Raw genomic sequence first — 12,403 nt, 5'->3', positions numbered from 1 at the left:
AGTCTTTAGCTCTTTTTGTATTCTACTGAATAGACGTCATGGCGACGATCTTTTAATTGTTTAACTGTCCCGTCTTGGCGCTGTCGACGTAAAATTTCTAAATCAACATCTCCAATCAACACCATCTCTACATTCGCTTCTGTCTCTCCAACAATTCCATCACGCGCAAATTCAAAGTCAGATGGTGCATAGATAGCGGATTGTGCGTACTGGATATCCATATTTTCCGTCTGTGGAAGATTTCCAATGGTCCCGGAAATAACGGTGTAAATCTGGTTTTCCACTGCGCGAGCTTGTGCACAATATTTCACGCGCAAGTAGCCTTGGCGGTCCTCTGTACAGAACGGTGTGAAAATAATGTTCGCGCCCATGTCTGTTGCAATACGGGCAAGCTCTGGGAACTCGATGTCATAACAAATCTGGATAGCGATTTTCCCGCAATCTGTATCAAATACACGAACTGAGTCTCCTGCACTGATTCCCCACCATTTGCGTTCATTTGGTGTGATGTGAATTTTGTATTGTTTATCAATCGACCCGTCCCGGTGGAACAGGTACGCGATGTTGTAGATTTCATCGTCTTCTTCTTTAACAAAGTGTGACCCTGCAATGATATTGATATTGTATCGAACCGATAAATCACTGAACAATTCCATGTACTGTGGTGTATATTCCGTCAATCTTCGAACCGCTTGAGATGGAGATGGCTCTTCTAGGAAGGACATAAGTTGCGTCGTGAAGATTTCCGGGAACACAACAAAGTCAGATTGTGCGTCTGAAGCTACATCGACAAAATACTCGACTTGGTTTGCGAATTCTTCAAATGAGTTGATTTTGCGCATCATGTACTGTACTACACAAATCCGCACGGGGTAACTCGTTCTGAAATGGCGCTTTGACAGTGGAATGTAATCGACATTGTTCCATTCCATCAGTGTCGCGAATTTCCCAGAAGCTTTGTCGTCCGGCAGATAGTTTGGATTGATCCGCATTAATGTGAAGCCATTCATCAGCTGGAATGTTAACACGGGATCATAAATTTTGTGACGCGATACACTAGTCACATACTCACGCGGTGACATCTCTTCTGAGTATTTATGGTAGTTCGGGATACGACCACCGATAATAATCGACTTTAGATTGTATTGGCGCGCTATATCCTTGCGTCCTTCATATAAACGTTGCCCTACTTTCATCCGACGGTATTCAGGGTGCACCATAACTTCGATGCCGTATAAGTTGTAGCCATCTGGATTGTGATTCGTAATGTACCCACCATCTGTTACATCAGACCACGAGTGCCGATCATCGTACTCATCAAAGTTGATAATCAAGCTTGAACAGGACCCGATTACTTTGCCATCAAGTTCTGCCACTAATTGGCCATCTGGGAAAACGGTCAAGTGACTGCGCAAATGTTCCACTTTCCATGGTTCCATACCTGGAAATGACAGTCGTTGCATTTCCAAAATAGAGTCTATATCTGCAAATGTCATCGGACGGATGATCATATGTTTTTCAAATTGAGTTGAATCAAATTCTTCTTTCATAACTATCCCTCCTTGAACACGTTATCCCTCATTATACCGTGAGATTGGAGAGGTTGAAAATAATTTACTTGATTGCACGTATTGTCTATACTTGAAAAGAAACTGAACTTCTGAAAGGATTCCTTGCCTATGAACAAAAAGTCGGAAAATGCCTTACTTGGTATTTTTGGTTTGGCGCTGATTGCAACTCTTGGTTCCCTTTATTTCTCTGAAATCCGAGGGTATGAACCATGTGAACTGTGCTGGTACCAGCGAATTATTATGTATCCAATCGTCGTGATTTCCGGAATCGCCATTTACCAGAAAAACGCACGAATTGCACTTACAACACTTGTATTTTCAGGAATCGGTGTTTTGACTAGCGGATATCACTATGCCATTCAAAAAATCGATTTCTTCGGGGAGCGCGCACCGGAGTGTGGGCTAGTTTCGTGCACAGGCGAATACATCAATTATTTAGGGTTCATTACAATTCCATTTTTAGCTCTTGTAGCGTTTAGTGGGATTGCAGTGATGAGTATCTATCTTTTAAAAACCATCATGGAGGAAAAAACAGCATGAAGAAATTATTACTTTTCGGAGGCGTAATTGTTGCAGCATTTGTTGCAATCATAGTCTTAACAAATATTCAAAACCAAGATAAACTAGCAAATAACCCGTACGATACAGACAATCTTTCACAGTCGACGATTGATTTGATTGATGACGAGAATTATCAAAATATCATCTTACCGAATGAACTAACAGAAAAACTTGAGAATGGTGAAACCGCGACAGTTTACTTCTTCAGCCCGGAATGTAGTTTCTGTAAAGAGATGACGCCAGTCTTAATGCCACTTGCAGAGCAAGAGGATGTAGAAATTCTTCAATATAATATTTTAGAATATCCTGAAGCTGGTGCAGAGTACGGCATCAATTCAACCCCTACTTTGATTCATTTTGAAGAAGGCGTAGAAGAAATGCGTGCAGTCGGTGGAATGCCAGAAGCCGACATCCAACGCTTTTTTGACGAAGTTGTAAAAAACTAATGTCTGTAAGGAGTTTGTTATGAAATTTTCAGTAAAAGTAAAAAGTCCAGCAGCGATTACAATTGAAGAACTTGTGAAAGACAATTGGCAGCTTGGCAAAAAGACTGTCCATTCCCTTCGGATGCAAAAGGCTTTTCAAACACCGGAAGGAATCGCACTGGACTGGAGCAAACCTCTAGAAGTGGGGCAATTGTTTCAAATCACCTTTGAAGACGAAGGTTCGTCCTACTTCCCGAGTCCTAAAATACCGGTTCAACCCTTTTATGAAGATGATCATTTCTTGATTGTTGGAAAACCAGCTGGGTTGAAAACGCATCCGAATGAACCAACGGAAACGCAAACATTGATGAATGGTGTGTTCCACTATTTAGATGCGAAAGGTCATAGTTACGCTGAGCATGTTCACCGTCTTGACGAAGGAACAAGTGGCTTAGTATTGATTGCGAAACATCCGATTGCGAAAAACCTTTTGGATAAGATGCTTGAGAAAAAGCAAATTGTGCGGACGTACGAAGCTATTGTTGAAGGTTCTGTTAAAAAAGATCAAGGAACGATTAAGACAGCGATTGCAGCAGACCGTCATCATCCATCACGTCGGCGCGTGTCTCAAACAGGTCAAACTGCCATCACGCACTATCAAGTCGTGGGACGCAACCCTCAAATGACAAAAGTACATGTGTTGCTAGAGACAGGTCGCACTCACCAAATTCGAGTGCATATGGCGCACCTTGGTCATCCCATTGTCGGCGACACATTATACGGTGCCAAAGCGATCAAGGCCGAACATTATGCGCTGCAAGCTTTTCGTATTCAGTTCCGCCATCCGATCACAGGCGAGCTCGTAAACGTAGAAATTCCAAGATCGTAAAAAACGCTGTTCCCGCAAAAGGGAACGGCGTTTTCTTAGGTTAAAAATCAAAATGAAAATTGTCCGGATCTTTTCCGACACGCTCGTTGCGATTTAAGGCATCGATTATACGCATATCTTCTGCTGATAATTCAAAATCATACACATCCGCATTTTCTTCGATTCGGTGCGGCTTTACAGACTTAGGAATGACAATAAGGTCCCCTTGTAAATGCCAGCGAATGATAATTTGTGCAGTCGACTTGCCATGCTTCTCAGCAAGACGCACAAGACTCGGTTCTTCTAACAGTCGCCCGCGTGAAAGTGGAGACCAGCTTGTGACGGCGATGTTGTGCTCTGCGCAAAACTCACGAAGCTCAAATTGTGCAAGACGTGGATGGCATTCTACTTGATTGACCATTGGCGGAACGTTTGCCGAAGCCATGATTTTTTCTAAGTGATGGGCATGGTGGTTAGAAACGCCTGTCGCACGCAACAGTTTTTCATCGTATAAGCGTTCAATTGCTCGGTACGTCTCAACAAATGTCTCTTCCACTGGCCAGTGAGTCAAGTACAAATCTAAATAGTCCATATCTAAAAGCTTAAGTGATTTTTCAAAAGCTCGTAATGTTTGGTCGTACCCTTGATCGGTGTTCCAGACTTTTGTCGTGACAAAAATATCAGAGCGTACAATGCCAGAATGACGTATCGCCTCGCCTACTTCTTGCTCGTTGTCATATAATGACGCTGTATCAATGTGGCGATATCCCGTTTTTAAAGCGTGTGAAATCGCTTGTAGCGCTTCCTTTCGGTCTGTCATTTTATATACGCCAAGTCCAAGACGCGGCATTTCTATTCCATTTTGTAGTGTCTTCGTTGCCTGTAGGGATAAGTTCACTCGTGTCACTCCTCGCGTTTTTGAATCTCTGGTGCTTTATCGTGTTGACTTGGGTCGGCGACGCGCTCATCTTGTGAGAGTTCTCGCTCATCACGTAATTTTTCCATCTGCTTACCGAGCTGCTTAAGCTCATCCATATTCGAAGCCATGGACCCATTCTCTCGTGAAGTGTTCTCTTTCGTCATGTGCTGTCTCCTCCTTTTCTTATCATGTTAGCCCAATTGACGCTTTTTCGCCATAATTAGCCGATTGCTCGGCATTTCTTTTTTAAATAGAATCCTGTATACTTGAAACAGACTATTAAGCTAGGAGGCACAACCCATGAAATTACTTTTAATCCTCGGTGTATGTGTAGCATTCCTTTCTGCAATCTTAACTGCAGGCTATGATGACAAACCAGGTTCAACAACTCAAAAATAATAGAAGAGGACAGTCTCCGTTTTGGAGGCTGTCCTTTTTTAATGGAGTCCAGGATAGTTTTGTTGACGCAACGCCTCATATGCTAAAATGGCAGCGGTATTCGATAAATTGAGTGATCGAATGTTGTCATTCATCGGAATACGGAGAGCGCGTTCTGGATGTGCTTCTCGGAATTCAACAGGAAGACCGGTTGTCTCACGTCCAAAGATGAAGAAATAGTCTTTATTCAGGTCGCTATAATCAAAATCGGTATGGGGCTTCGAACCGAACTTTGTTAATAAGAAAAACTCTCCTTGGGGATAAGCCGCAATAAAGTCTTCCAGTGACTCGTGGTACGTAATGTCGACGTGCTCCCAGTAATCAAGCCCTGCACGTTTCAACATTTTATCATCTGTTGAGAACCCGAGTGGTTTAATCAAATGAAGCTTGACTCCAGTCCCTGCACAAGTACGCGCGATATTCCCGGTATTCGCTGGAATTTGTGGTTGATATAAAACAATATGAATTGCCATTAGTTTTCTCCTTTAGTTAAAGCAAGTTGGATTTCAGAACGCACAGTGGCATCTTCTTCATTTTCAAGGCGCAATTTTAACGCACTCGTTCCCTCGTCTGATTCAAGTTCTCCAAGTGCCCAAGCAGCCGTTCCACGCATCACTGGACGAGGATCTTCATGCAAAATCGAAATGAATTTCGGAATAGCTTCTCGCTCTTTAAAATGCACGAGTGCGATGAGTGCGTTTCGTTGTATCGGGTTCTTCCCTCTCCAAGCACCAGACATGTGCCCGTATGTTTCTTTAAACGTACGATTGGTATGTTCAACAAGTGGTAAGAGTAATGGTTTTACAAGCTCTGGGTCAGGGGTGAAGGCCTGTTGGTGCGCTGTATGTTTGCCTTTATTTTTCGGACAAACCGTCTGACACGTATCACAGCCGTAAATCCGATTCCCAATTTTCGCACGGAACTCTTGAGGAATCATCGTCTTGGTCTGCGTGAGAAACGCAATGCAGCGCTGTGCGTTTAATTGGCCTCCTTCAATCAGAGCCCCTGTCGGACAAACGTCCAAACATAAGCGACAATCTCCACATTCATCTTCCATTGGGACAGAAGGCTCGAAGGGAAGCGTTGTGAGCATCTCTCCTAAATAGACATACGAACCGAATTCCGGTGTGATGATGGAACAGTTTTTAGCGCTCCAGCCAATTCCAGCTCTCTCAGCAACAGCTCGGTCTGAAAGTTCCCCTGTGTCCACCATCGACTTCAATTTAGCATCTGGTACATGAATAAGGATGAACGCTTCTAGTTGCGCAAGCTTCTCACGTAGCACCGTATGATAATCCATCCCCCAGGAAGCACGTGCAAAAATACCGCGACGCGCCCCTCTTTTACTTTGTGGAGCGTCTTTCATTTTAGACGGATAGGCGATTGCAATCGAGATGATGGACTGCGCGTGTTCTAGCAACAACTCTGGTTCTGTACGCTTCTCGATATCGGGTTCTTCAAACCCTGAAGCAAACCCCAGCTGTTGTTGAACAAGTAATCGCTGCTTCAAATCTGGAAAAGGTGTTGCTCGCGCAAAGCCGATTTTATCAATCCCAATGGAGTGGGCATAGTGAATCAATTGGGTTTGAAAATCGCGTACATTCACCTGCCTCACCTCCTGTGGTATGATGTCAAATAGAAAGGGTGGTTATATATGCGTGTATCACTTGATTCTCAACTCATCGAACGAGTACCTGAGCTGAAAATCGGACTTATCCATTATACCAAAATTTCTGTAGGCGATTCTCCTCAAATGCTTAAAGGGCGCTTGCAACTATTTCAAGAGCAACTTTTTTTTGAAATTGAGGAGCATGGATTCGAACATTTTCCTACACTTACAAGTTACCGCACCATTTTTAAACAGACAGGTACAAACCCTACCCGTTACCGTCCTTCCGCTGAGGCCCTTTATCGTCGGGTGGCAAAGCAGAATTACATGCTTCCTGTGCATTCAGGCATAGATAGTAACACATTCTTCTCTCTTTATTACGGCATCCCGTTTGGCTTATATGATACGGCTCATCTTGATGGACATCTACATTTTGCCATTGGAGACGAAAGCACATCCTACGAAGCATTAAATGGACGTGAAACCACTCTTACAGGTATTCTAACTTCCCATGATGCAACTGGTCCATTCGGCAGTCCCTATGTCGACTCGGTGCGAACTGCGGTGACGACTCAGACAACAGATGCTTTACATATCGTGTATCTTACACCTGAAACGGCCGATCAACAGGCTGGGAAACTTTTAAATGCTGTTCAGTCCATGTTCACGCAAATTCATGGTGGAGATTGTAAACAACTTCTCTTATCCAAATCCAATCCGGAAGGAACGATTTAAATGACATCTTTTACATTAGCAGATGGTATACGGTTACGAAGCCTTTTAACGAAACAAGTACAAGAACTCGAACAAGAAATGCTGCGTGTTGCATTTACACTTTCTGAAAAAGGCCAAGCTCTACCAGAACAACGACGTTCCGTAGATGATGTCGATAGCGATATTAAAATGATTCGACAAGACATCATGCTTCTTGACCGCTTAATTTATAAAGCAAACCTTGCTACAGCAATAGACTATCAAGGAGAACAAATTCCGTTGGTAGAGGCTATTGAGTATGCGATGCAGCTTCGTGCGCAAGCAAAGCTTTATAAACAGCTTGGTGCATCTCCTAAAGAACAACCGGAGTATGGATACGGAGAAGCGGCAGCCTATATGCGTGTTGCCCGTTTCGACCCAGAAGAATACCGCGAAAAAGCGCTGCAATATGAAAGAAATGCCAATAAAGTTTCAGGTCTTGTCAATGCTAAGAACTATCAAGTAGAACTAGAGTTTGATGCATCTCGTTACGAGTAACCTTCTGACAAGTGAGACTCTTGTCAGAAGCTGATCCGGTCTCAACCAACTACCTGTGAAGCCAACCCATAACCCTTCACTCGTTCCAACGTTCCCCATCTCTTTTGACCAACCAAAAATTAGATGCGTAAGCAAAATCTTAACCGGATCAGAAAACGCCTGCTCGTCCTAGTGACAAGCAGGCGTTTTGCTATTAATACGCGCGACCAAACCACACGCTATGTTTCGCTTCGTTACCACAGTTTATACATGTTTTCTTCTCAGTCGGTGGATTGAAAGGAATGTTACGCGTCGTGAATTTCGTCTCTTCTTTGACGTTCTCTTCACATGCGTCTTCTCCACACCAGCCACCAAGAATCCATCCAGGAATCTTTCCTTCTGTTTGTGAAGTTTCGATATGTGCTTTTAACTCATCTAATGTGTCCACATGCGTATGACTATTCTCTTCACGGAAAACAACCGCTTTGTCATAAAGTCGAGTCTGCATCACTGTTAATTCGTTTTCAATCGATGCGACTAGATCGTCAAGAGCGACTGCTGTCTTCTCTTCTGCATCACGTGCTTTCATCAGCGCTTGGCCATTCTCTAAATCACGAGGACCTAATTCTACGCGTACAGGAACACCTTTCAATTCCCACTCGTTGAATTTGTATCCAGGAGATTGGTCCGAATCATCTAATTTCACACGAATGCCTTTTGCTTTTAGTTCAGCAAAGATTTTATCCAAGTTCTCCACGATTTCAGGCTTCTTTTTCCAAGGTCCTACTGGAATCAATACGACTTGTGTTGGCGCCATTTTTGGTGGCAATACAAGGCCTTGTTCATCTCCGTGCACCATGATCATGGCACCAATCAAGCGAGTCGATGTTCCCCAAGATGTAGTGTGAACATGCACGTGCTTATTTTCTTTATTCAAATATTTAATATCAAATGCTTCCGCAAATTTTGTCCCGAGATAGTGAGATGTTCCAGCTTGAACAGCCTTTCCGTCTTTCATCATCGCCTCGATTGAGAACGTATCTACTGCACCCGCAAAGCGCTCAGAAGGTGTTTTTTGACCGTCGTATACTGGAATCGCTAGTAAGTCTTCTACTACTTCTTTGTAAACTTGAAGCATTTGCATCGTCTCTTTACGTGCATCCTCTTCATCAACATGAGCAGTGTGTCCTTCTTGCCATAAAAATTCAGATGTACGAATGAAAGGTAACGTCTTTTTCTCCCAGCGGAAAACATTTGCCCATTGATTGATCAGTACAGGGAGGTCTCTATAGCTTTTGATCCAATCTGAATAAAGATGACCAATCATCGTCTCAGACGTCGGACGTAATGCGAGACGTTCTTCTAACTGTTCGCCTGCAGCTTCTGTCACCCATGGTAATTCAGGTGAGAAACCTTCGATATGGTCTTTTTCTTTTTGGAAGAAAGACTCAGGAATCAACATCGGGAAATACGCATTGCGGTGACCTGTCTCTTTAAAACGACGGTCCATCTCCGCTTGTATTCTCTCCCAAAGCTCATAACCATCTGGTTTGAATGCGATACATCCGCGAACAGGTGTATAATCCATTAAATCTGCTTTTTGAATCGTATCGATGTACCACTTTGAAAAATCATTTTGTTGTACTGACATTGTATTGCCTCCTTTAATTTTGACAAAATAAAAAGCAGAAAAACACCCAAAAGGGCGCCTTCCTGCTGGATAGACACGGTACCACCTTCATTCGTCACAAGGACGATCTCAAGCGTCTTTATCGGGGACGAACCGGCTGTGTTTGCACAGCATCTCCATGGGAGGTTTCCGCATGCATGGACGGCGCAGCTCTCATCACTCACTGCACTTTCTGAACGTTTACATTACGTACTTGACCACTTCAAAGACTCTTCTATATGAACCTCACTATAGCAAATTCTAATGGTATCTGCAATAGCTAGTAAATTTGCTGATACTCTTTGTCCTTTTTCCCATACACAAAGAAGTAAAGCAAAACAGCACTGAGTGCAACAATGCTTAACACAAAGTACATCTCGGCATACGTTAAAAACCCTAACATGATTCCTAATAAATATGGCCCAAAACCAAGCCCAGCATCCAAGAAAATAAAGAATGTAGATGTAGCCATGCCCATACGATGCATCGGCGTCAGCTTAACTGCGATTGCTTGTGTACAAGATTGCATGTTTCCAAATCCGAAACCAATCAAGCTTGCAGCTATCAAGAACGTAAGGGAGCTTGTAGCTGTACTTAATAGATAAAGACCTAACGCTAATAAAACAAACGCAGGATACATCACATAGTTTGCTCCCTTTCGATCCATTAAACGCCCTGTAAATGGCCTTGAAATAAGAACGGATAGAGCATACACCAAGAAGAAGACACTGGCAGCCTCAATCAAGTCTAAATCAATCGCATAGAAATTCATGAATGATAAAACGCTCGAGAAGCAGAACGCAATAACAAGTGTTACAAATGCTATAGGAACTGCCTTTGGTTCGATAAGACTTCGGATTGAGAATGATGTTTCCTTTTCATCCTTTAAAGCTTTTACTGGAGGTACTTGAACTAATGAAGCAATGACTAAACCAACTACTCCTACAATGAAACAAATCAAAAAAATTACAGGGAAAGTAGTTACGCGTGTCAGCATTAATCCAACAAACGGACCAATTGCTGTAGCTAGGGTTGAACTCATACTAAAATAGCCGATCCCTTCTCCACGTCTTGCAATTGGAATAATAGAAGCTACCATCGTTGCTGCAGCTGTACTTGCAATTCCAAGTGAAATACCATGCAACAGGCGCGTAAGTAATAAAATCGTTATGTCTACCTGCACAAAGTACAACAAAGTGACTGCATTAAACAAAATAAACCCAATAAGTAATGTCTTTTTTCGTCCAATCTCATCAATCTTTCCACCGATGAGCAATCGACCGATCAAGGTTCCTACAATAAAAATTCCAGTAACCAAACCAGCTTGGCTCGTTGTGGCTTTAAATGAATCAACAGCATAAAGACCAATGATCACAACTAATAAGAAAAAAACGAGTGTCAGTAGAAAATTGACACTCGAAATAAGAATAAAGTTTCGCGTCCATAACTTTTGTCGTTCCATTTCTACAACACCTCTTTCAAACTTAACTACCCAAAAACCAAATAAAAAAACTCTACCTGGCAGAGGTAGAGTCGTACTACATAATATACCGGCGGTCGGGGTCGAACCGACACTCCCGTGAAGGAACTGGATTTTGAGTCCAGCGCGTCTGCCAATTCCGCCACACCGGCGCTATATGGAGGCGGCAACCGGATTTGAACCGGTGATAAAGGTGTTGCAGACCTGTGCCTTACCACTTGGCTATGCCGCCAATTTTTTGGAGCGGAAGACGAGGTTCGAACTCGCGACCCCCACCTTGGCAAGGTGGTGTTCTACCACTGAACTACTTCCGCAAAATGGCTGGGGTACTAGGATTCGAACCTAGGCATGACGGAATCAAAATCCGTTGCCTTACCGCTTGGCTATACCCCATCAAAAGGGCGACCGAGGGGAATTGAACCCCCGAATGCCGGAATCACAATCCGGTGCGTTAACCACTTCGCCACGACCGCCACGATTATAAAAACTATATCAAGACAAATAAAAAAAGACAAATAATGGGGCGACCGAGGGGAATTGAACCCCCGAGTGCCGGAATCACAATCCGGTGCGTTAACCACTTCGCCACGACCGCCACGATTTATCAATGTAAGAATTGGCAGGGGCAGTAGGAATCGAACCCACACTGACGGTTTTGGAGACCGTAGTTCTACCTTTAAACTATGCCCCTAAATAAAAAAATGGTGGAGGGGGACGGATTCGAACCGCCGAACCCTAAGGAGCGGATTTACAGTCCGCCGCGTTTAGCCACTTCGCTACCCCTCCACAAACTATGGTGCCGGCGAAAGGACTTGAACCCTCAACCTACTGATTACAAGTCAGTTGCTCTACCAGTTGAGCTACACCGGCCTAAAAATGGTGGCTCAGGACGGAATCGAACCGCCGACACAAGGATTTTCAGTCCTTTGCTCTACCAACTGAGCTACTGAGCCAACAAGATTTTATGTAAGCGATATGGCTTATGTAAAATCTACTTATTAAAAAATGGCGGTCCCGACGGGAATCGAACCCGCGATCTCCTGCGTGACAGGCAGGCATGTTAACCGCTACACCACGGGACCTTGGTTGCGGGGGCAGGATTTGAACCTGCGACCTTCGGGTTATGAGCCCGACGAGCTACCGAGCTGCTCCACCCCGCGACAATACTAATAAAAAATAAATGGTGGAGGATGACGGGATCGAACCGCCGACCCCCTGCTTGTAAGGCAGGTGCTCTCCCAGCTGAGCTAATCCTCCGTATGAATGGTGACCCCTACGGGATTCGAACCCGTGTTACCGCCGTGAAAGGGCGGTGTCTTAACCGCTTGACCAAGGGGCCATTGTTTGTAAGAGCTCTATGGCGGAGAGCAAGGGATTTGAACCCTTGATACGCGATTAACGTATACACGATTTCCAATCGTGCTCCTTCGGCCACTCGGACAGCTCTCCATAGAATGGCTCCGAAGGTAGGACTCGAACCTACGACCAACCGGTTAACAGCCGGTTGCTCTACCACTGAGCTACTTCGGAATAAATAATGCCTAGCGACGTCCTACTCTCACAGGGGGAGACCCCCAACTACCATCGGCGCTGAAGAGCTTAACTTCCGTGTTCGGTATGGGAACGGGTGTGA

At 44.0% G+C, this 12,403-nt stretch carries 12 protein-coding genes, 16 tRNA genes and 1 rRNA gene; 5 read left to right on the top strand and 24 right to left on the bottom strand.

Annotated elements, in window-relative coordinates; translation table 11 throughout:
- Window positions 1-5 precede the first annotated feature (5 nt).
- Window positions 6-1,550, bottom strand: coding sequence for a carbon-nitrogen hydrolase family protein (locus JOD03_RS00145; protein ID WP_204588799.1), 1,545 nt, complete (start codon window positions 1,548-1,550; stop codon window positions 6-8).
- Between the two features lie 129 nt (window positions 1,551-1,679).
- Here JOD03_RS00145 and JOD03_RS00140 point away from each other — a divergent pair, with 129 nt between their 5' ends.
- The 3 genes from JOD03_RS00140 to JOD03_RS00130 are packed head-to-tail and all read left to right on the top strand — an operon-like array spanning window position 1,680 to window position 3,446.
- A complete protein-coding gene (locus JOD03_RS00140; protein WP_204588798.1) occupies window positions 1,680-2,111 on the top strand; it encodes a disulfide oxidoreductase in 432 nt (143 codons plus the stop codon).
- Window positions 2,108-2,578 carry a thioredoxin family protein gene (locus JOD03_RS00135; RefSeq protein WP_204588797.1) on the top strand — a complete coding sequence of 157 codons (471 nt, stop codon included), beginning with the start codon at window positions 2,108-2,110 and terminating at the stop codon, window positions 2,576-2,578. The genes JOD03_RS00140 and JOD03_RS00135 overlap by 4 nt, the downstream gene beginning before the upstream one ends.
- A 19-nt stretch (window positions 2,579-2,597) precedes the next feature.
- Window positions 2,598-3,446 carry an RluA family pseudouridine synthase gene (locus JOD03_RS00130; protein WP_204588796.1) on the top strand — a complete coding sequence of 283 codons (849 nt, stop codon included), beginning with the start codon at window positions 2,598-2,600 and terminating at the stop codon, window positions 3,444-3,446.
- Between the two features lie 40 nt (window positions 3,447-3,486).
- Here JOD03_RS00130 and JOD03_RS00125 read toward each other — a convergent pair whose 3' ends face one another.
- The 4 genes from JOD03_RS00125 to queG all read right to left on the bottom strand — a co-directional run bounded on the left by JOD03_RS00125 (window position 3,487) and on the right by queG (window position 6,388).
- Window positions 3,487-4,275 (bottom strand): aldo/keto reductase, encoded by a 789-nt coding sequence (locus JOD03_RS00125; RefSeq protein WP_239584767.1) that lies wholly within the window; start codon window positions 4,273-4,275, stop codon window positions 3,487-3,489.
- A 53-nt stretch (window positions 4,276-4,328) separates the two neighbouring features.
- Window positions 4,329-4,508, bottom strand: a complete 180-nt coding sequence (locus JOD03_RS00120) for a hypothetical protein (RefSeq protein WP_204588794.1) — start codon at window positions 4,506-4,508, stop codon at window positions 4,329-4,331.
- Window positions 4,509-4,781: 273 nt separating this feature from the next.
- On the bottom strand, window positions 4,782-5,255 hold the full coding sequence (gene trmL / locus JOD03_RS00115) for a tRNA (uridine(34)/cytosine(34)/5-carboxymethylaminomethyluridine(34)-2'-O)-methyltransferase TrmL (protein ID WP_204588793.1): 474 nt from the start codon (window positions 5,253-5,255) through the stop codon (window positions 4,782-4,784).
- A complete protein-coding gene (gene queG / locus JOD03_RS00110; RefSeq protein WP_204588792.1) occupies window positions 5,255-6,388 on the bottom strand; it encodes a tRNA epoxyqueuosine(34) reductase QueG in 1,134 nt (377 codons plus the stop codon). The genes trmL and queG overlap by 1 nt, the downstream gene beginning before the upstream one ends.
- A 48-nt stretch (window positions 6,389-6,436) precedes the next feature.
- On the opposite strand from queG, the gene JOD03_RS00105 reads away from it, so the two are divergent.
- A complete protein-coding gene (locus tag JOD03_RS00105) occupies window positions 6,437-7,126 on the top strand; it encodes a B3/B4 domain-containing protein (protein ID WP_204588791.1) in 690 nt (229 codons plus the stop codon).
- Window positions 7,127-7,642: a hypothetical protein gene (locus tag JOD03_RS00100; protein WP_204588790.1), complete on the top strand. Its 516-nt coding sequence runs from the start codon at window positions 7,127-7,129 to the stop codon at window positions 7,640-7,642.
- Between the two features lie 193 nt (window positions 7,643-7,835).
- Here JOD03_RS00100 and proS read toward each other — a convergent pair whose 3' ends face one another.
- The 19 genes from proS to rrf all read right to left on the bottom strand — a co-directional run.
- Window positions 7,836-9,272: a proline--tRNA ligase gene (proS, locus tag JOD03_RS00095; protein WP_204588789.1), complete on the bottom strand. Its 1,437-nt coding sequence runs from the start codon at window positions 9,270-9,272 to the stop codon at window positions 7,836-7,838.
- Between the two features lie 298 nt (window positions 9,273-9,570).
- Window positions 9,571-10,752 (bottom strand): MFS transporter, encoded by a 1,182-nt coding sequence (locus JOD03_RS00090; RefSeq protein WP_204588788.1) that lies wholly within the window; start codon window positions 10,750-10,752, stop codon window positions 9,571-9,573.
- 86 nt (window positions 10,753-10,838) lie between these two features.
- Window positions 10,839-10,922 (bottom strand) — tRNA-Leu (locus tag JOD03_RS00085).
- 6 nt (window positions 10,923-10,928) lie between these two features.
- Window positions 10,929-11,002: transfer RNA gene (locus tag JOD03_RS00080), tRNA-Cys, on the bottom strand.
- Window positions 11,003-11,009: 7 nt separating this feature from the next.
- Window positions 11,010-11,084 (bottom strand) — tRNA-Gly (locus tag JOD03_RS00075).
- A gap of 4 nt (window positions 11,085-11,088) precedes the next feature.
- Window positions 11,089-11,163, bottom strand: a tRNA-Gln gene (locus tag JOD03_RS00070).
- A gap of 7 nt (window positions 11,164-11,170) precedes the next feature.
- Window positions 11,171-11,243, bottom strand: a tRNA-His gene (locus tag JOD03_RS00065).
- A gap of 46 nt (window positions 11,244-11,289) precedes the next feature.
- Window positions 11,290-11,365: transfer RNA gene (locus tag JOD03_RS00060), tRNA-His, on the bottom strand.
- Between the two features lie 22 nt (window positions 11,366-11,387).
- Window positions 11,388-11,461, bottom strand: a tRNA-Trp gene (locus JOD03_RS00055).
- Between the two features lie 11 nt (window positions 11,462-11,472).
- A tRNA-Tyr gene (locus JOD03_RS00050) sits at window positions 11,473-11,556 on the bottom strand.
- An 8-nt stretch (window positions 11,557-11,564) separates the two neighbouring features.
- Window positions 11,565-11,640, bottom strand: a tRNA-Thr gene (locus JOD03_RS00045).
- Between the two features lie 7 nt (window positions 11,641-11,647).
- Window positions 11,648-11,723 (bottom strand) — tRNA-Phe (locus JOD03_RS00040).
- Between the two features lie 53 nt (window positions 11,724-11,776).
- Window positions 11,777-11,852: transfer RNA gene (locus JOD03_RS00035), tRNA-Asp, on the bottom strand.
- Window position 11,853: 1 nt separating this feature from the next.
- Window positions 11,854-11,930, bottom strand: a tRNA-Met gene (locus JOD03_RS00030).
- Between the two features lie 21 nt (window positions 11,931-11,951).
- A tRNA-Val gene (locus tag JOD03_RS00025) sits at window positions 11,952-12,027 on the bottom strand.
- Window positions 12,028-12,034: 7 nt separating this feature from the next.
- A tRNA-Glu gene (locus JOD03_RS00020) sits at window positions 12,035-12,109 on the bottom strand.
- Window positions 12,110-12,128: 19 nt separating this feature from the next.
- Window positions 12,129-12,219, bottom strand: a tRNA-Ser gene (locus tag JOD03_RS00015).
- Between the two features lie 6 nt (window positions 12,220-12,225).
- Window positions 12,226-12,300: transfer RNA gene (locus JOD03_RS00010), tRNA-Asn, on the bottom strand.
- A 9-nt stretch (window positions 12,301-12,309) separates the two neighbouring features.
- Window positions 12,310-12,403, bottom strand: a 5S ribosomal RNA gene (gene rrf / locus JOD03_RS00005); the annotation flags it as partial.

The organism is Chryseomicrobium aureum (assembly GCF_016909155.1).
GTDB lineage: Bacteria > Bacillota > Bacilli > Bacillales_A > Planococcaceae > Chryseomicrobium > Chryseomicrobium aureum.
The sequence above is the reverse complement of the archived record's forward strand: the minus strand, read 5'-3'. Positions and strand labels throughout refer to the sequence as shown.